General features: G+C 63.7%; 19 protein-coding genes. 4 read left to right on the forward strand and 15 right to left on the reverse strand.

Annotated elements, in window-relative coordinates; all coding sequences use genetic code 11:
- Positions 1-25 precede the first annotated feature (25 nt).
- Together NKH38_RS08520 and NKH38_RS08525 are read right to left on the reverse strand one after the other, a co-directional pair.
- The gene (locus NKH38_RS08520) at positions 26-394 is read right to left on the reverse strand and encodes a four helix bundle protein (RefSeq protein ID WP_352765630.1); all 369 of its coding nucleotides are present in this window, start codon (positions 392-394) and stop codon (positions 26-28) included.
- Between the two features lie 49 nt (positions 395-443).
- Positions 444-1613, reverse strand: coding sequence for an isobutyryl-CoA dehydrogenase (locus NKH38_RS08525; RefSeq protein WP_352765631.1), 1170 nt, complete (start codon positions 1611-1613; stop codon positions 444-446).
- Positions 1614-1762: 149 nt separating this feature from the next.
- Here NKH38_RS08525 and NKH38_RS08530 point away from each other — a divergent pair, with 149 nt between their 5' ends.
- Positions 1763-2371, forward strand: coding sequence for a dimethylsulfonioproprionate lyase family protein (locus tag NKH38_RS08530; RefSeq protein WP_352765633.1), 609 nt, complete (start codon positions 1763-1765; stop codon positions 2369-2371).
- A 2-nt stretch (positions 2372-2373) separates the two neighbouring features.
- Positions 2374-3849 carry a cobyric acid synthase gene (locus tag NKH38_RS08535; protein ID WP_352765634.1) on the forward strand — a complete coding sequence of 492 codons (1476 nt, stop codon included), beginning with the start codon at positions 2374-2376 and terminating at the stop codon, positions 3847-3849.
- Here the strand turns inward: NKH38_RS08535 and NKH38_RS08540 are convergent.
- From NKH38_RS08540 to NKH38_RS08550, 3 genes are all read right to left on the reverse strand, one after another.
- Complete coding sequence (locus NKH38_RS08540; RefSeq protein WP_023691033.1) at positions 3838-4104, reverse strand: hypothetical protein; 267 nt, start codon at positions 4102-4104, stop codon at positions 3838-3840. The two genes, NKH38_RS08535 and NKH38_RS08540, sit on opposite strands and share 12 nt — an antisense overlap.
- A 157-nt stretch (positions 4105-4261) precedes the next feature.
- Complete coding sequence (locus NKH38_RS08545) at positions 4262-4432, reverse strand: hypothetical protein (RefSeq protein WP_023670429.1); 171 nt, start codon at positions 4430-4432, stop codon at positions 4262-4264.
- A 52-nt stretch (positions 4433-4484) separates the two neighbouring features.
- A complete protein-coding gene (locus tag NKH38_RS08550; RefSeq protein WP_352765636.1) occupies positions 4485-5270 on the reverse strand; it encodes a TSUP family transporter in 786 nt (261 codons plus the stop codon).
- Positions 5271-5465: 195 nt separating this feature from the next.
- On the opposite strand from NKH38_RS08550, the gene NKH38_RS08555 reads away from it, so the two are divergent.
- Positions 5466-5897: a TerB family tellurite resistance protein gene (locus NKH38_RS08555; RefSeq protein WP_023688142.1), complete on the forward strand. Its 432-nt coding sequence runs from the start codon at positions 5466-5468 to the stop codon at positions 5895-5897.
- A 115-nt stretch (positions 5898-6012) separates the two neighbouring features.
- Here the strand turns inward: NKH38_RS08555 and NKH38_RS08560 are convergent, their stop codons facing one another.
- The 5 genes from NKH38_RS08560 to NKH38_RS08580 all read right to left on the reverse strand — a co-directional run bounded on the left by NKH38_RS08560 (position 6013) and on the right by NKH38_RS08580 (position 12757).
- Positions 6013-7635, reverse strand: coding sequence for an ABC transporter ATP-binding protein (locus tag NKH38_RS08560; RefSeq protein WP_352765638.1), 1623 nt, complete (start codon positions 7633-7635; stop codon positions 6013-6015).
- On the reverse strand, positions 7632-8501 hold the full coding sequence (locus NKH38_RS08565) for an ABC transporter permease (protein WP_352765640.1): 870 nt from the start codon (positions 8499-8501) through the stop codon (positions 7632-7634). Before NKH38_RS08565 ends, NKH38_RS08560 begins: the two co-directional genes overlap by 4 nt.
- A complete protein-coding gene (locus tag NKH38_RS08570; protein WP_352765642.1) occupies positions 8498-9445 on the reverse strand; it encodes an ABC transporter permease in 948 nt (315 codons plus the stop codon). Before NKH38_RS08570 ends, NKH38_RS08565 begins: the two co-directional genes overlap by 4 nt.
- Before the next feature lie 434 nt (positions 9446-9879).
- Positions 9880-11355 (reverse strand): ABC transporter substrate-binding protein, encoded by a 1476-nt coding sequence (locus NKH38_RS08575; RefSeq protein ID WP_352763475.1) that lies wholly within the window; start codon positions 11353-11355, stop codon positions 9880-9882.
- 121 nt (positions 11356-11476) lie between these two features.
- Positions 11477-12757: an acetylornithine deacetylase/succinyl-diaminopimelate desuccinylase family protein gene (locus NKH38_RS08580; protein ID WP_023714367.1), complete on the reverse strand. Its 1281-nt coding sequence runs from the start codon at positions 12755-12757 to the stop codon at positions 11477-11479.
- A 223-nt stretch (positions 12758-12980) separates the two neighbouring features.
- Here NKH38_RS08580 and NKH38_RS08585 point away from each other — a divergent pair, with 223 nt between their 5' ends.
- Positions 12981-13412 (forward strand): L,D-transpeptidase, encoded by a 432-nt coding sequence (locus NKH38_RS08585; protein WP_023681747.1) that lies wholly within the window; start codon positions 12981-12983, stop codon positions 13410-13412.
- Positions 13413-13425: 13 nt separating this feature from the next.
- On the opposite strand, the gene NKH38_RS08590 is transcribed toward NKH38_RS08585, so the two are convergent.
- The 5 genes from NKH38_RS08590 to NKH38_RS08610 are packed head-to-tail and all read right to left on the reverse strand — an operon-like array spanning position 13426 to position 18344.
- On the reverse strand, positions 13426-14433 hold the full coding sequence (locus NKH38_RS08590) for a lipid A biosynthesis lauroyl acyltransferase (RefSeq protein ID WP_352763477.1): 1008 nt from the start codon (positions 14431-14433) through the stop codon (positions 13426-13428).
- 4 nt (positions 14434-14437) lie between these two features.
- The gene (locus tag NKH38_RS08595; RefSeq protein WP_023815478.1) at positions 14438-15466 is read right to left on the reverse strand and encodes a zinc-binding dehydrogenase; all 1029 of its coding nucleotides are present in this window, start codon (positions 15464-15466) and stop codon (positions 14438-14440) included.
- Between the two features lie 36 nt (positions 15467-15502).
- Positions 15503-16774, reverse strand: coding sequence for a beta-ketoacyl-ACP synthase (locus NKH38_RS08600; RefSeq protein ID WP_352763478.1), 1272 nt, complete (start codon positions 16772-16774; stop codon positions 15503-15505).
- A 42-nt stretch (positions 16775-16816) separates the two neighbouring features.
- Positions 16817-18007 carry a beta-ketoacyl-ACP synthase gene (locus NKH38_RS08605; protein WP_352763480.1) on the reverse strand — a complete coding sequence of 397 codons (1191 nt, stop codon included), beginning with the start codon at positions 18005-18007 and terminating at the stop codon, positions 16817-16819.
- A 55-nt stretch (positions 18008-18062) separates the two neighbouring features.
- Positions 18063-18344, reverse strand: coding sequence for an acyl carrier protein (locus tag NKH38_RS08610; protein ID WP_010909964.1), 282 nt, complete (start codon positions 18342-18344; stop codon positions 18063-18065).
- Positions 18345-18529 lie beyond the last annotated feature (185 nt).

Consider the following 18529-nt stretch of genomic DNA (forward strand, 5'->3'; position numbering starts at 1 on the left):
AGTAGGCAGTAGGCAGTAGGGCGACCTATTCGGGTGCGAGTTTGATAACAAGTTGGCGAAGCATCTTTCCGATGGCCTCGGCCGCCAGAAGCAGGTGCTCAGCTTGCCCATGCGTGGCAACGCCAATGCGTTGAGCGATTTGGAGGTGTGTCTCGAACTCCTTCAGCGAGCCTTGGGCTATCCTGAGAAATTGCTGATAGGAGCCTCGGTTGTCTCGGCCATAGCCTTCCGCGATGTTTGCCGGGATAGAGGTTGCTGAACGGCGGATTTGGCTGGTCAGCCCATACAATTCCTCTTTGGGCCATGTCTTGGTCAATGAGTAGGTGCTGACAGCCAGATCCATCGCCTGCTGCCATACGATAAGATCCTTGTACGAGTTGATCTTGCCGGTCATCCTTTGCCTACTGCCTACTGCCTACTGCCTACTGCCTACTGCCTACTGCCTACTGCCGTCCAATCAACGCCCGCGCGATGATGACGCGCATGATCTCGTTGGTGCCTTCGAGGATCTGGTGGACGCGCAGGTCGCGCACCAGTTTTTCGATACCGTAATCATGAAGATAGCCATAACCGCCATGCAGCTGCAGCGCCTCGTTGGCGACGTTGAAGCCGATGTCGGTGACGAAGCGCTTGGCCATGGCCGACCATTTGCCGGCATCCGACGCCTTGCGGTCGAGTTTCGAGGCGGCGGCGTAGAGAAAGATCCGCGCTGCCTGCAATTCGGTCTCCATGTCGGCCAACCTGAACTGCAGCGCCTGGAACTGGTTGATCTTCGAGCCGAAAGCCTTGCGCTCGGCGGTATAGGACAGCGCCTTGTCGAGCGCAGATTGCGCGCCGCCGAGCGAACAGGCAGCGATGTTGAGGCGGCCGCCGTCAAGGCCGGCCATGGCGATGCCGAAACCTGCGCCTTCCCCCGACAGCAGGTTTGCAGCCGGCACCTTGCAGTCCTCGAAGATCACCTGGCGGGTCGACTGCATGTGCCAGCCCATCTTGTGCTCGTTGGCGCCGAAGGACAGGCCGGGCGCATCCTTCGGCACGACGAAGGTGGAAATGCCTTTCGGCCCGTCGGCGCCTGTGCGCGCCATGACGACATAGAGGTCGCTGTCGCCGGCCCCGGAGATGAACTGCTTGGCGCCGTTAAGCACATAGTCGTCGCCGCTCTTCACCGCGCGCGTCTTCAGCGCCGCGGCATCCGAGCCTGAGCCCGGCTCGGTCAGGCAGTAGCTCGCCAGCCATTCCATCGAGGTCAGCTTCGGCAGGAAGCATTGGCGCTGCTCGTCGTCGCCGAAGCGGTCGATCATCGACGCTGCCATATTGTGGATCGAGATGAAGGAGGAAAACGCCGGATCGGCGTGCGACAGTGCCTCGAAGATCAGCACGGCGTCGAGCCGGCCGAGCGCCGAGCCGCCGACATCGTCCCTGACATAGATGCCGCCAAGGCCAAGCGGGCCGGTCTCGCGGATTACGTCGGCGGGAAAGTATCTTGCCCGGTCCCATTCGAGAGCATTGGGCGCAACGCGATCGGCGGCGAAGGCCTGTGCCATCTCCTGGATGGCGCGCTGTTCCTCGTTGAGCTCGAACTGGCTGGTGCTCGCATCGACCGCGGCGTCCATGGCGTGCTCCCTGTGTTTCCCCAACTGGGGTTGGCTTGCTGGCCTGTTGTTTTTGGCTTTGCGCGGCGCCCAATCTAGACCAATGATGCCGCCGCGCAACCCGGCTCGCCGCGCAGCCGCTGTGCATGAATGGATCAACGGAGCATTGCGTGCCGACACATTTCGACGAATTGCTCGACCGCTTCCATGACTATCTCCGAGGCGTGGACAACGCGCTGGTGCGGGACGCCGTGACCCGGATCGGCTGGAATATGACGGCGCGCGTGCTCGAAGCGCATCCGCTGCCGTGCCTCGGTCTGCTCGACCGCATTGTCGAACTGGCGCCGCCGGACCCGCAGCCTGTGGTGCAACTGCTGGCGGAGCGTCGTGACGATCTGTGCTGGGGGCAGACCTACAACGCGAGCGATTTTGGTGAAGCGTTCTTGCAAAAATACGGCTGGCTGGAGGTGTTTGGCACGCGCGGCCATTTCGCCAATGAAGAGGTCGCGGCCGGATTGCTGATCCTGGGACCCGGCATCACCTATCCCGACCATCATCACATTGCCGAGGAGATCTACATTCCGCTGACCGGCGGCACCGAATGGCGCATGGGCGAGGGCGGCTTTCACATCCGCCAGGCGGGCGAAATTATCCATCACGCCTCCAATGTCAGCCATGCCATGCGCACCGGCAGCGAACCGTTGCTGGCGCTCTACATCTGGCGCGGCGGGCCGCTGTCGCAGAAGTCGACCGTTTCCGGCGCGCAGGGCAGGGGCTGAGCATGGCCAAGGCGATCATGCTGCAAGGCACGGGTTCGGATGTCGGCAAGACGGTGCTGGTGGCGGGGCTCTGCCGCGCGGCCAGGAGTCGCGGGCTGAAAGTCAGGCCGTTCAAGCCGCAGAACATGTCGAACAATGCCGCCGTCGCCGACATTCCGGGCGACGACCGCCCCGGCGGCGGCGAGATTGGCCGTGGGCAATGGCTGCAAGCGCTGGCGTGTGGTGTTCAGCCGACCGTGCATATGAATCCAGTGCTGCTCAAACCCCAGAGCGACATCGGTTCGCAGGTGATCGTGCAAGGCAAGGTGTTCGGCGAGGCGCGAGCGCGCGACTACCAGACAATGAAAGCGGGGCTGATGGACGCCGTGCTGGAGTCCTGGACGAAGGTCGGTGAGGGCGCCGATCTGGTCATCGTCGAGGGCGCCGGATCGCCGGCCGAAATCAACCTGCGCAGCCGCGACATCGCCAATATGGGCTTTGCCACACGCGCCGACGTGCCGGTGATTCTGGTCGGCGACATCGACCGCGGTGGCGTCATCGCTTCGGTCGCCGGCACGCATCTGATCCTGCCGGAGGAAGACAGGCGCATGATCGTCGGCTACCTCATCAATAAGTTCCGCGGCGATGTCTCGCTGTTCGACGACGGCATCCGGTCGATCGAAAGCTTCACCGGCTGGCGCTGCTTTGGCGTCGTGCCGTGGCTGAAGGCGGCGGCGCGATTGCCTTCGGAGGATTCGGTCGTGCTCGAACGCCTGGCATCGGGCGAGAAGCGGGCGTTGAAGGTCGCCGTGCCGATGCTTGGCCGCATCGCCAATTTCGACGACCTCGACCCGCTCAAGGCCGAGCCGCAGGTCGAAGTGGTGTTCGTGCCGCCGGGGCAGCGCTTGCCGGAGGATGCCGGCCTGGTGGTCATTCCCGGTTCCAAATCGACGATCGGGGATCTCATGAAATTCCGCGAGAATGGCTGGGATCGCGATCTCCTCGCGCACCGCAAACGCGGCGGCCATATCGTCGGCATTTGCGGCGGTTTCCAGATGCTCGGCCGCCTGGTGCGCGATCCCGATGGCATCGAGGGCAGCGTCACCGAGGCGGAAGGTCTTGGTCTGCTCGACATCGAGACGGTGATGGAGCCGGAAAAGACGGTGCGCAATGTCAGCGCCCGCTCAGTGCCGTTCGGCCTCGCGCTCGAGGGCTACGAAATTCATCTTGGCCGCACCACCGGGCCGGACATGGCGCGGCCGTCGGCTGTGATCAACGGCACCGACGACGGTGCCATTTCCGCCGATGGCAAGGTTTTTGGCACCTATCTGCACGGCCTGTTTTCCGCCGACGCTTTCCGGGCGAGATTCTTGGAGAGCCTCGGCGTCAAAGGCGGCGGCGTCGACTATCGAGCGGAGGTGGAAAACGCTCTGGACGAGATCGCAACCGAACTGGAGCGCCATCTCGATTGCGATGCGATTTTTGGGTTAGCGAGGTAGGGCCGCCCATCGTTTCGTCATCCTCGGGTCTGCGCTTCCGCTTCGCCCGTTGATGACGAAGTTCGGGCGCTTCGCCGACCTCGACGCGGGCTTGCGGCCAAGGCCGATGGCGAGGGGTTCTGCGAAGCTGATCACCAGCGGGACGGTGAGCGAGGCGTATTCGACATTGCGAAAATGGCCGGGCGCCGTTTCGCGATAGCCACAAATGTCGGTGACCGCATTCTGCAGCAGCAGGCCCGGCGCGCGCCGCACCATCTCGAACCGGTCGGCGACCGGGCCCTACTGTTGATCGTGGCGCTCCGTCTCGACGGGCATGGTCATCCTTCCGCGGAAGAGCCTAACAGACCATGCATCCAAAGCAAAAGCGCCCGGCTTTTGACCGGGCGCTTCGAATTGCAGAGGTCGCGGGTGCCTAGGCGCCGCGCATCAGGCAGGCGGCGGCAAGCACAATGTATGCGATGAGGACAATCCACACCGCAGCCAGAGGAATGAACGCAAGAACGCCAAGCGCGGCGAGCACGCCGATGATGGCGATAACAAGGGAGATGATGAAAACAAGCTGAGTGGGTGCACTAAGATTCATGTGTGGTCCCTCCAACATGATTCGTACAACGGCACTCTATCAGGCGTGAGGCTTATACACCAATCAGCTGGCGCAATGGGTTCGCCGGGTCGGCCAGCAGCTTCACCGCCAGAGCCAGGCAGATGATCACCAGCAGCGGCTTGATCAGCCGGGCGCCGATGCGGATGGCAAGGCTGGCGCCGAGCCGGGCGCCGAGGAACTGGGCGACGCCCATCATAAGCCCGATCTTCCAGTAGACGACGCCGGCGACGGCAAAGACGATGAAGCCGCCAATGTTGGAGGCGAAATTGAGCAGCTTGGTGTGTGCCGTCGCCTTGAGCACGCCGAAGCCGGCAAGGCTGACGAAGGCCAGCATATAGAAGGAGCCGGCTCCCGGCCCGAACAGCCCGTCATAGAAGCCGACCAAAGGGGCGATGATCAGCCCGAACAGGAAGGGCGACAGGCGCTCGGCGCGGTCGACATCGTTCATGTTGGGTTTCACGGCGAAGTAGATCGCGATGGCGATCAAAAGCAGCGGCAGCAGCGCCCGCAGGAGATCACCTGGCACGAATGCCGCCAGCAAGGCGCCGACGGCACTGCCGGCAAGGGCCAGAAGCGCCGATGGCAGCTGTCGACGCAGATCGACATGGCCATTCCTGGCGTAGTGGATGGTCGCCGAAGCGGTGCCGAAAATGTCCTGCAGCTTGTTGGTTCCAAGTGCTGCGACCGGCGGGAAGCCGGCAAGCAGCAGGGCCGGGATGGTGATCAGCCCGCCGCCGCCGGCTATCGAATCGACAAAGCCGGCTGCAAAGGCGGCGAAGGCAAGCATGATGACGGTCTGGGTAGCGAGGTCGAGCATCGGGATTTTCTGAACATTCCGGCTGGAAAGGCGATGCCGCGCCTTCTCATGGCCATCCGGTTTGCGCAAGGCCGATTCCGCGCTACGTCCATCCAAGCGCGTTGCGCTTGGATTTCCTGTGGTGCATGTCATTATCCCAATACCGCTGGGCAGTTTTGGGTTTGCACTGGGCGGGCTCGGAAAAAAGGGACACTGTTGGCGATGGCATTGCTCGACCAGATACGCTCGATCTTCGATGGTGACCCCGGCGTGCGCAAGGTTGCCGACGACCCCGTGCTGTCGGCGGAACTCTTGATGCTGTTTCGCATGATCCTGGCCGACGGCTCGGTTTCGGAGAGCGAAATGGTCGCCTTCCGGCGTATCTGCAAGGACGCCTTCGGCATCCCGGAAACCAGCATCGACGCGGTCATCGAATATCTCAATGATTTCGGCTACGAGACCAACGGTTCGCAAGCCATTGCGCTGTTCCGCGATCTCGATGTCGAACGGCGCAAGTTGCTGGCGCTCCACATGGCGGAGATCGCCAAAGCCGATTCCAAGCTGGCCGAGAGCGAAGTGCGGCTGCTGCGCCGCACGCTCGATTTGCTCGACATAAGCCCGGTCGATGTGGTGAAGCCGGAGGAGTGAGGCAGACCAGGGGCAACGGCCGCCCAGCCGGGTCCCCGCTGCTTCGCAGCGTCCCAGCGTTTGTGACCTTTCATCGTGCCACTGGCACGATGAATTCGCTGCGCGAACCGGTCACTCACCCCTGTTCCTGCATACGGTGAGCGATCGCCCGATGCAGATCGGGCGCAGCCGCGACCAGCGCCCTGGCCGCCTCCGACTGCGGATGATCGAGCACGTCACCGGTCTTGCCGCGCTCGACGATCCTGCCGTCATGCATGACCAGCACCTCATCGGTGATGGCGCGGGCGACGGTCAAATCGTGAGTGATGAAGAGATAGGCGATGCCGAGCTTCTGGTTGAGCTCTGCGAACAGATCGAGGATCTGGGCGCGGATCGAGACGTCGAGCGCCGAGACCGGCTCGTCGGCGACGACCAGCTTCGGCCTTGTGATGATGGCGCGGGCGATGGACAGGCGCTGGCGCTGGCCGCCGGAAAACTCATGCGGATATTTGTCCATGTCGCTGGTGCCGAGGCCGACCTCGTGCAGTGCGTGCGCCACCATCTCGCGCCGCTCAGCCGGTGTCGGCTTCGTCTCCAGTACATGCAGCGGCTCGGCGACCAGTTTTACGACCTTCTGGCGCGGGTCGAAAGAGCCGTAGGGATCCTGGAACACCACCTGCATGTCGCGCCGCGCGGCTTTGAGCTCCGCCTCGCTTTTGCCGGTGATGGTCTCGCCGCGAAAGCGGATCGATCCCGATGTCGATTTGTCGAGCGCCAGGATCATGCGGGCAAGCGTTGACTTGCCGCAGCCGGAGCGGCCGACCAGCGCCACCGATTGGCCTGGCGCCAGCGACAAGGACACGTCGTCGACGGCGCGGATCGGAGCCGCTGACTTGAACAGGGAGGTGCGCCGGCCCGGATAGTCCCGTGTCACGCCTTCGACCTCAAGCAGCGGTTTGGCCGATCCGGTGGCGTGAACCTTGGCGCGCGCGGGCACGTGCATGGAGGCCAGCGCCAGCTGGCGCGTGTAGGGATGCAGCTGTTCCGACAGCGTGCGTGCGGTGTCGCCGGCTTCCATCACCTCGCCATTGCGCAGAATGGTGATGCGTTCGGCCATTTCGGTGACGACCGCGAGATCGTGCGAGATCAACAGCAGGCCCATTCGGTTTTCGCTGACAAGGCCGCGCAAGAGGTCGAGGATCTGCGCCTGCAGCACCACGTCGAGCGCCGTGGTCGGCTCGTCGGCGATGAGCAGCTTGGGTTTCAATGCGCAGGCAATGGCGATGACGACGCGCTGGCGCTGGCCGCCCGACAGTTCGTGCGGATAGCGCGACAGCGGGAATTTGGCCTCCGGCAGGCCAACGCGGTCGAGCATTTTGCGCGCGCGGTCTTCGGCGTCGGCACGGCTTGCCCTGGTGTGCCAGCGTATGCCTTCGGCGACCTGCTCGCCGATGGTCTTGACGGGGTTGAGCGCCGTCATCGGCTCCTGGAACACCATGCCGATGTCGTCCCCACGCAGCGCGCACATCTGGTCCTCGGTTGCGGCCAGAATATCGATGCCGTCGAAGGTCACGCGGCCGGTGGCGCACGCCGCATGCGGCAGAAGCTGCATGATGGTCAGCGCCGTCATCGATTTGCCGGAACCGGATTCACCGACCAGGCCCATCACCTCGCCGGGCGCGACGGAGAGCTCGACCCCTTTCAGGATCGGCGCGTCGCCGATCGCCAGCGACAGGTTCTCGATTTGCAGCAGGCTCATCGCTGCCGCCGCGATTTCGGGTCGAGTATGTCGGCGATGCCGTCGCCGAGCAGATTGAGCCCAAGCACGGTGATGACGATGGCCATGCCGGGGAAGATCGCCATCCAAGGCGCCACCACCATGCGCGTCTGGGCGTCGAACAGCATGCGGCCCCAGCTCGGCATTGGCGGCTGGGCGCCGAGTCCGACATAGGAGAGGCCGGCTTCGGCCAAAATGCCGAGCGCGAACTGGATGGTGCCTTGCACCAGAAGCAGCGTGGCGATGTTGGGCAGCACGTGCTCGATTGTAATCTGCGTCTTGCTCTTGCCGGCGGCGCGCGCGGCGAGGATGAATTCGCGCGGCCAGATCGCCAGCGCACCTGCCCGGGCGACGCGCGCAAACACCGGGACGTTGAAAATGCCGATTGCGATGATGGCGTTGATTGCGCCCGGTCCGAAGATGGCGGTGATCATGATCGCCGACAGCAGCGCCGGGAAGGCGAAGACGAGGTCGTTCAGCCGCATCAGCGCCTCGTCGACAAACCCGCCGCGCGCCGCGGCGAAGGCGCCGAGCGGCACGCCGACGCCCATGCCGATGCCGACCGCGACCAGCGCCACGGCAATCGAGTTGCGGGCGCCGACCATGATCATCGACAGGATGTCGCGGCCGAAATGATCGGTGCCGAACCAGTGCGCCGCAGAGGGCGCCAGCGTCTTGTCCGAGATCACCAGTTTGGTCACGTCGTAGGGCGTCCAGACGTAGGAGATGACCGCTATTGCAGCCACCAGCACCGTGATGGCGAAGCCGATGTGGAAGGAGCGGTTGCGGAAGGCCTTGGCCAGAATGCTGCCCAACGTCTCCTGCGGGATGTCGATGTGCAGCGTCATTGCCGGCCTCGAAGGCGCGGATCGACGATGGCGTAGGAGACGTCGACGACGAGGTTGACCGCAATGACGGCGACGACCAGCAGCATGACGATGCTTTCCACCACGATCAGGTCGCGCTGAGTGATCGCCTGGAACACCAGCCGTCCGAGGCCCGGCAGATAAAAGACGTTCTCGATGATGATGGTGCCGGCGAGCAGGAAGGCGAATTGCAGGCCCAGAATGGTCAGAACCGGGATCATCGCGTTGCGCAGCGCGTGCCGCCAAAGTACGGCGCGATAGGGCAGGCCCTTGGCGCGGGCGGTGCGGATATAATCCTCGTTCAGCACCTCGAGCAGCGCGGAGCGGGCAACGCGAGCCAGGATCGCGGCCTGCGGCAGAGCGAGTGCTACGGCCGGCAGAAGCAGCGATTTCAGCGCCGGCAAGGCGCCGGCGCTCCAGCCGGGAAAGCCGCCGGCCGGCACCAGCCGCAGCCAGACGGCAAAGAGGTAGATCAGCATCAGCGCGAACCAGAAGTTCGGGATGGCGACGCCGAGCTGGGCGGCACCCATGGCAATCGTGTCACCGGCGCGGCCGCGCCGACTGGCGGAATAGAGCCCGACCGGAATGGCAATGATGGTGGACAGCGTCAGCGCGATCAGCGCCAGCGGCAGGGAAACCGCCGTGCGCTCGCGGACAAGGTCGATGACCGGCACCGAATAAGTGTAGGAGCGGCCGAAATCGAGGCTGAGCAGACCGCCGACCCAGTGGAGGTAGCGCAGGAGAAGCGGCGCGTTGAGGCCCATCTGGTTGCGCAGGAGTTCGACCTGCTCGGCGCTGGCGTTGAGGCCAAGCATCAGCCGCGCCGGATCGCCGGGCAGGACTTCGAGCACGGCGAAGACGACCATCGACGCCAGGATCAAGGTTGCGATCGCGATGGCGAGGCGTTTGAGGAGGTAGGCGGTCATTGCGGCGGGAATGGTGCGTTGCCAAGTGCGATGACTGAGCAAAGGCAGCGTTCTGTCACACCCCCCTCTGTCCTACCGGACCCGGGGGGGGGGGGGGGGGGGGGGGGGGGGGGTGGGGTGTGTATGAGAAGCAGAAGGAGGAAGGGGAGGAGGCGGGGGCCCGCCGCCCCCCCCCCCCCCCCCCGCCCTTCGCTGGCGCTTCGGGGGTTGGTTGTTCGTAAACCCAAGAAGTTGTCTTTCCGTCCGCTGCGCGGACCACTCCTCACCCCCCGCAAGGGGGGAGATCAGCAGTTTCCGTGTCGTCGACCAGCGTTCAACGTTCGCGATAGGCGAAAGCGGAGATGATAGCCCGATCTCCCCCCTTGCGGGGGAGATGCCCGGCAGGGCAGAGGGGGGTGTGACGGAGCGCAAACGCCGCCCTTTGGCCCGCCGCCTCAATCCGTCCACTTCACCTTGGTCAGATCATTCGCCTGGATCGGCGCATTCTCCCACAGGCCCTGCAGCTTGGCGTCCCAGACGCCGACCTTCGGCAGTTCATAGAGGAACCCCACCACGGCGTCGTCGGCCAGGATCTTCTGCGCTTCGCCGAGCAGCGTGTTGCGCTTGGCGTCGTCGGAGGTGAGGTTCAGCTCGGCGATGATCTTGTCGAAGGCCGGATTGTCGTAGTTGAAGTAATAATCCTTGCGCGAGTAGATATCGATGTCGTTGGGCTCCGTGTGAGAGACGATGGTCAGGTCGTAATCCTTCTTGGTGAACACCTGGTCCAGCCACTGCGCCCATTCGACCGGAATGATTTCCAGGTCGATGCCGACATCGCGCAGCTGCGAGGCGATGATCTCGCCGCCAAGCCGCGCATAGGAAGGCGGCGGCAGTTTCAGCGTCGCCTTGATGCCGGTTTCGAAGCCGGCTTGCTTCAGCAGCTCCTTGGCCTTGTCGACATTGTGCGGGTACAGGCCGGTGAGGTCGACATAGGCTTTGCTGGCGGGCGACATGTGCGAGCCGATCGGCACGCCGAGGCCGGCCGAGGCGCCGTCGATGATCGCCTTGCGGTCGAGCGCGAAGGCAATCGCCTGCCGCACCTCGAGCTTGTCGAAAGGCGGCTTCTTGTTGTTGATCGCCAGAATGGTCTCGCCCTCGGTCGAGCCGATCACCACCTTGAAGCGCGGATCGTCCTTGACCTGCGCGACGCTGTCGGGATCGAAGAAAGGGAAAGCCTGGATGTCGGCCGAGAGCAGCGCCGGCACGGCGGCGGCGGCGTCGGGAACGATGCGGAACTCGGCTTTGTCGAGGAACACCGGGGCGCCCCAGTAGTTGTCGGATTTGACCAGCGTGATCGACGAGCCCTTGGCCCAGCTCTGGAATTTGAACGGGCCGGTGCCGATAGGCTTTTCCTTGTTGGTGTCGGCGCTCTCGGGCGCCACGATCACCGCGTCGCCCCAGCCCAGATTGTAGATGAACGACCCCTGCGGGTTCTTCAGCGTCACCTTGACGGTCGTCGGATCGACGACTTCGACCGTATCGATGGCGGCGAACAGGGCCTTTTGCGCGTTTACGGAATTGTCGGCGCGGGCGCGGTCGAGCGAGAACTTCACGTCGCCGGCGTCGAAGTCGCTGCCGTCATGGAATTTGACGCCGGTGTGCAGCTTGAAGGTGTAGACCTTGCCATCGTCGGAAATGGCCCAGCTCTCGGCAAGGTCGGGCAGCACTTCGCCATTCGGGCCGATGCGGGTCAGGCCCTCGAAGACGTTGGCGTAGAGCACTTCGTCGATCGCCGCGGCAGCACCGGCGGTCGGATCGAGATGCGGCGGCTCGAGCGGAATGCCGATCACCAGGTCGGTGCGTGCGGCAAATGCCTGACTGCCGGCCAGTGCCAGCACCGCGGCGGCAAGAATGGTTTTCCACAATTTCATCGTGCAACTCCCAAATGCTCGAACCCTTGTGCGATAGAAGCGTGATTTCGAGGTGGAGTAAATTGCGTTTCGTGCTCTGCAGCGGCGCGGGGAGGAATGTTTTTTCAGCGAAGTCGATGGTTCAGCCCGCGGCCGTGCCCCTGAGCAGCACATTGAGCCCGATCGCCATCACCTTGGCCGACTCCACCATATCAGAGATACCGACCCATTCGTCGGGCCGGTGGGCGAGGTCCAAAATGCCCGGGCCATAGGCGATGCAATCATAGATGTGGCCGATGCGGGCGATGTGCTTCTGGTCGTAAGTGCCTGGTGAAATGACATAATCCGGCTCGCGGGCGAAGATCGCCATGATGCCTTGCGCCACCGCCTTGACCACCGGCGCATCGCGCTCGGTCATCAGCGGCAGCACCTCCATCAGGTCGCGAATCTCGTAGTCGAACTTTTTGCGCTCGCGCTTCAGCCGGTCGAGGATATCGGTCACCTCGCTCTTGACCGTGGCAAGGTCCTCCTCGAGCAGGAAGCGGCGATCGATGGTCAGCCGGCAGGCGTCGGGCACGTTGGGTGAGGGCAGGCCGGGGCGGAAATCCTCAGTCTGGCCGCCATGGATCGAGTTGATGTTCATGGTCGAGCGCTTTGCGCCTTCGGGCACGACAGGCATGCGCGTCACCTTGCGATCGAGCGCCGGAAACAGTTCATCCTCGAAGGCCTGCAGCACGGCGCCCATGTGGCGCACGGCATTGTCGCCGAGGAACGGCATCGAGCCATGCGCGATCTCGCCCTTGGTCTCGATCTCCGCCCACCAGACGCCGCGATGGCCAAGACAGATGCGGTCCTTGTTCAGCGGCTCGGGGATGATGACGTGGTCGACCTTGGGTTTCGAGAAATAGCCAAGCTTCGCCAGATGGGCGACGCCGCCGAAGCCGCCGGACTCTTCATCGACGGTGCCGGAGATTTCGATGGCGCCAGGAAAGTCGGGGAATACCTCCATGAAGGCTTCCGCCGCGATGATCGAGGCGGCCATGCCCCCTTTCATGTCGCAGGCGCCCCGCCCGTAGACCTTGCCGTCCTTCACCACGCCGGCAAAGGGATCGACGCTCCAGCCCTCGCCGGCTTCGACCACATCGATGTGCGAGTTGAAATGGACGCAGGCCCCAGGCGAGCGGCCGTCGAAGCGGGCGACGACATTGACGCGGGGATAGCGGTCGGTATCGCCGGGCGTGCCTTCGGCGCGGATGAATTCGGTTTCGAAGCCAAGCCTGCCTAGGCGCGCACCTATATATTCGACGCAGGGGCGATAGGCTTCGCCAGGTGGGTTGATGGTCGGGAAGCGGATCAGGTCGGCGGTCAGTGCGACCAAGTCATCAACACGGGCGTCTATCGCTTTGAAGAGTCGTTCGTTCATTCCCGGATTTGAGCAGGCAAGGGGGTGGTTTTGCAAGCATCGCGCCACTGGCGCCGAAACTTCGTGTCGCAGCGGCAACTATGGCGGGAAAATCGTTCAAATTCGCTGCTTTAGATTGGCGAATTTATCAAGGAGTGTGTGTTAGATCACTCACCTGTCGTTAAAAAGATGAAAAACCGCGTGATGACAGGGCAGGCAAGGGGCATCAAAGGGGTTTGATCTCATGACTAAAATCGTTCTCATGGCAGCTGCTTTTGCGGCGATGCTGTTCGGCACGTCCATCGAAAGCAGGGCTGCCTCGCTGGTGGCCAGCATCGACGTCTCGTCGCAGACCATGACCGTCAGCCAATACGGCCAGGTGCTTTATCGCTGGAGCGTGTCGACCGCCCGCAGTGGCTATTTCACGCCGCGCGGCACCTATCGGCCGCAACGCACGGCGAGGATGTGGTATTCGAAAAAATACCACATGTCGCCAATGCCTTACTCGGTGTTCTTCCATGGCGGCTACGCCATCCACGGCACCGGCGCGGTCAGGCAGCTAGGGCGTCCCGCATCGCATGGCTGCGTGCGGCTGCACACCGCCAATGCCGCGATGTTCTATGCGATGGTGCGCGAAGTCGGCTTCGGCAATACGCGGATCGTTGTTACGAACTGAGGCTATCGACGACTTAAGATTGACGCTGCCGCTGGCCGGTGGCGTTGGCCTGTCCGCGCCGGCGCCGACGCCGGCCCGAGATTTCCCACCTTTTGTGGAACCACATCCACTGTCCCGGATCCTCGCGCACCCAGCGCTCGACCACGTCGGCGAGCAGTTGGGTGGTGGCCGCGACATCGACGCTGCCGCTTTCATTGCGCGGCAAGGTCAGCTTGTCCTCGATCTCGAGGCGGAAGCGGTTGCCTGGCAGCCGCACACATCGCGCCGGATAGACGTCGCAATCATAGTGACGGGCGAGCATGCCCAGAACCGGATTGCTCTGGCACGGGCGACCGAAGAAGATCGTCTCCAGCCCGCTGGAGAATTTCTGGTCGACCAAAACGCCGATATTGCCGCCTTTCTCCAGAATCGACGCCAGCGCGAAGGAGGCGCCGGTCGAAGACGGCAGCAAGGCGCCCATGCTCGAACGCCGCGTCGAATGGATATAATCGGCGAGGTAAGGATTGTTCGGGGGACGAAACAGCGCCGTGATCTTCATGCCGAACGTCGCGGCTGCCACGGGCAGCAGCTCGAAATTGCCGAGATGGCCGGTGAACAGGATATGCGGTTTGTCCTCGCCAGCTATCTGATGGAAATGATCGGCGCCACCGACTTCGACGCGGCCGGGCGTCGCTGCGTTCGGATCATAGTCGAAGAGGGCGTCAAGAAAGATGTATTCGGCGGCGAGCCGGGCCATGTTGCCCCACATGTCGGAGGCGATGGCCTCGATCTCGACATCGCTCTTTTCGGGATAGGCAAGGCGCAGATTGTTGATGGCGACACGGTGGCGCCCGACCCACGGACCGATGCGCCGTGCCGCCCGGTCGGCGAAATTGAGCGCCCTGTCCGCGGGCAAGAGGCGCAGCAGCGAGATGATCGTCATCGCCACGCGCGCCACCAGCCAGTGCTCCATCTGGCGCAGTCTTCGGCCATAGCGGAACATGAAGTCCCGGCGGGCTTTCTTGAACACCGAGCCGGCCATGGTCCTAAGAAACGCGCAGGATGATCTTGCCGAACACGTCGCGGCCTTCCATGCGCTTCAACGCGGCGTCGATGCCGTCGAAGCCGACTTCGGTGTCGATGACAGGTGCGACCTGTCCCGCCGCCATCTTCTGCATGGCGTTGGCCATGTTCTCCATGCGGCAGCCGAAGGACCCAAGCAGCTTCAGCTGCTGCTGGAACAGCTGCATCAGATTGATCTGCGTCGACACGCCGGAGGTCGAGCCGCAGGTGACCAGGCGGCCGCCGCGCTTGAGGCACAGCATCGAGGCGGCAAAGGTGTCGGCGCCGACATGTTCGAAGACGACGTCGACGCCCTTCTTCCTGGTGAGCTTGCGCACGACGCCTTCGAAACGATCGTCGCGGTAGTTGATGACATGGTCGGCGCCGAGCGCCTTGGCCTTGTCGATCTTGTCGTTGGAACCGACCGTGGTGATGATGGTGCAACCCATGCGCTTGGCCAGCTGGATCGCCGCCGAGCCGATGCCGGAGCCGCCGGCATGGATGAGGATGGTTTCGCCGGGCTGCAGCTTGGCATTGTCGAACAGCATGTGCTCGACGGTGCCGAAGGTGACGGGGGCGACAGCCGCGCCGACATCGGTCACGCCGGGAGGAGCAGGGACCAGCAGGCGCGCCGGCAGGTTGATCTTCTCCTGGGCAAAGCCGTCGAGATGGAAGCCGTGGACGCCCGAGACATGTTCGCAGAGATTGTCGCGGCCTTCGCGGCAGGCGCGGCAAAGGCCGCAGGTGCGCGCGCCGTAGATCGACAGCAATTGTCCGGGCAGCAGGCTGGAGACGCCGGGGCCGACAGCTTCGACCTCGCCGGAGGCTTCGGCGCCGACGACCAGCGGCAGCTTACGCTTGGCGAAGGCCATGCCACGCCAGCCCCAGACGTCGATATGGTTCAGCGCCACCGCCTTGATGCGCAGCGTGACTTCGCCCAATGCGGGGGGCGGTGGGGGCGGCAGGTCCACCGTTTCAAGACGGCGGTCCTCGATAAGTTGCAGTGCGCGCATGGGACCTGTCAGTTCAGTCTGGCTGAAAAAGGTCGCTTAGACCGGTTCCCGCGCCATGACAAGGCAAGTGTTCTGGCCGCCGAAGCCGAACGAGTTCGACAGAACGCTACGAACCTCGGCATTGCGCTTCTTGTTGGGCACCACGTCGAGCACGATTGCCGGGTCGGGATTGTCGTAGTTGATGGTCGGCGGAATGACGCTTTCGCGCATGGTCATCAGCGAAAACGCCGCTTCGACGGCGCCGGCCGCCGACAGCGTGTGGCCGATCATCGACTTGTTGGACGAGACCGGCATCGAGCCGATGCGATCGCCGAACACGGTCGACAGCGACAGATGCTCCATCTTGTCGTTTTCCGGTGTCGAGGTGCCGTGAGCGTTGACGTAGTCGATCTCGTCCTTGCTCAAGCCGGCATCGGCAAGGGCGGCGCGGACTGCTGCGATCGCCGGCGAACCGTCGGGCTTGGAACGGGTGCGATGGAAATCGTCGGCCTTTTCACCGCAGCCGCGCAGGATGCCGAGAACGCTGGCGCCCCGAGCAAGGGCTGCCTCAAGCGATTCCAGCACCAGAGCGCCGGAGCCTTCGGCCAGCACAAAGCCGTCGCGGTCCTTGGAGAAGGGTTTTGACGCCTTTTCAGGGATGTCATTGTGGGTCGACAGCGCCGAGAGCAACGAAAAGCGGATCAGCGCCTCGGCGGTTGCCGAACCGTCGGCGCCGATGGACAGCGCCCGGTCGCATTCGCCGCGGCGGATCGCTTCGACGCCGAGCTGGATGGCGGTGGCGCCCGAAGCGCAGGCCGTCGACAGCGTGATCGGCAGGCCGCGCGTGCCAAAGCGGTCGGCCAGCCGGTCGGCGATCGCGCCGAACTGCGTGCTTGCGAACGTATCTGTTTCCTTCAGCCCGCGCGCCACCCTGAGCAGCCTTTCGGCGCCGGCGCCTTGGCCGTCGGAATTGTAGAGCGCGAAGCGATCCTGCCAGTCGAGCTCGACCGGCGGCGAGGCGAGGAAGAGCGGGCCACCGAAGTCAGAGGAATCGAGGCCGGATTCGGCCACCGCCTCCTTCGCTGCGGTTTCGGCCAGTTCGTAGGTCAGCAGGCTGGCGCCTTTCGAGCTTGAGTCGAGGAAATCGACCATGCCGGAGATGCGGGTGTTGAGGTGGTCGACGGGAAAGCGGGTGATCGGGTGGATGCCCGATTTGCCGGAGGTCAGTGCCGCCCAGTTATCGGCCTTGCCGATGCCGAGCGAGGTTACCACGCCGATGCCGGTGACGGCGACGATCGGCCTGCCCATGTGATCTCTGAGATTGGCCATCCGGAACCTCTTAACTTTGCAGCATGATCGCGCAGCGCTGCTTCAAGCAGCGTTGACCAGCGCCATGCCCTCGAATTGGTGATAGCCGATCGCCGTTGCGAGCACGGTTTCGGGAATGCCTTCGAACGGCTTCTCGGCCGCGGCGTCGAAAACGGGGTAGGCGGCCTTGCGGTCGACGGCCAGGGCGGCGAGGGCGACCGCGAATGGAAACTGCGCTTCCTTCATATGCCCGGTCAGCGTCGCGAAGCCGCGCGCCGATATCGCCGGATTGGCATCCAGCGCTGACTTTTCGGCTGACGTTGCGGTATGCGCCCCGGATGCGCCCGACAGGGCAAGCAGCTTGCCGCTGGGGAGAGTTGCCTGTTTGAGCAGTGTCGCGATCTCGGCGTCAAGCTCGCCGCGCGAGCGCCGGGCGCGGCCTGAGACGACCGGTCCGAGCTCGGCATAGATTTTCCGCTCACGCCTTTGCGCGTGTTCGCGCTGCTCCAGCACCAGGAAGGCGCCACCGGAGCCGGAGACCAGGCCGCCGCCCTCGGCGCCCTGTCTCTGCCAGACCGGCTTCCATGGGCCGCGATGCAGATAACCGGCCAGCTCATAACCGAGCAGCATGTCGGAATGTTCGGTCTGGAAGGCGCCGCCGACCAGTATGTGCGTCGACTGTCCGGAGCGGATGCGCGCGGCGGCGGTCTCGACGGCGGCGACGCCGGCACCTTCCTCGCCCATGAAGGTCCTCGACGATCCCGTCACCTTGTGGACGATGGAGATGTTGCCGGCGAGCAGATTGGAGAGCTGGGCCAGGAAAAGCGTCGGCCGCAATTCGGTGGTCAGCTTCTCGTTGAGCAGCACGTCGCGGTCGTTGCGGCTCTCGGACGCGGCGAGGATGGCGGCATCGACCGCCTCGTCTCGCTCGCCGCCGCCGGCAGCGACAACCATGTCCATGGTCGTGCAGAGATCGTCATTGCCCTTGATGCCGGCGTCGTCCAGCGCCATGCCGGCGGCATAGGTGCCCAGCCTCTGCCAGGTTTCCATCTGCCGCTGGTCGCCGCGCTTGGCGATCTGCAGGTTCCAGTCGATCTCCGGCAGGGGATGCACGGTGTAGGGCGCAAAGCGCGCGGCTTCGAGCACCGGCTGCAAGCCGGGCTGCGCCAGCTTCTGCCAGTGGGTATCCGGACCCTCTCCCAGCGAGGAGACAAGGCCGATACCGGTGATGACGACGTCGCGACGGCTGCTCATGAGCGGCTTTGTGGGTCAGGCGGCGCAGCCCGTCAAGGCCGCGCGCCAGCCGATATCAGGCGGTCTTGGCGGCGACCAGCGCGTCGATCTTGGCGCACAGGTTCTTCATGACGAAGTAATCGTCGGTCGAAGCCTTGCCGTCATTGACTTCCTGGGTCCACTTTTCCAGCGGCACCTTGATGCCGAATTCCTTGTCGATGGCAAAGACGATATCAAGGAAATCGAGACTGTCGATGCCGAGATCGTCGATCGTGTGGCTCTCGGGAGTGATGGTGTCGATATCGATCTCGCTGGTGTCGGCAATGATCTTGGCGACTTTGTCGAACGTGGTGGACAAGGGCTCTTCCTTCGGTTGCGGGCGGAATCTGTCCGCATCTGGTTTGGGCGCTGTCTAATCGGTTTTTCCCGGCAGGAAAAGGCCTGATGCGCCGGGCGCAGATGGGATGGCCCTTCCGTGAAGACAAGAAGGGCAGCCCGACAAGCCGGCGGCCCTCCCAGTTGACGTTACGTCAGCTCAGTTTT

This window comes from Mesorhizobium sp. M1078 (assembly GCF_040318615.1).
In the GTDB taxonomy this organism is placed as follows: Bacteria; Pseudomonadota; Alphaproteobacteria; order Rhizobiales; family Rhizobiaceae; genus Mesorhizobium.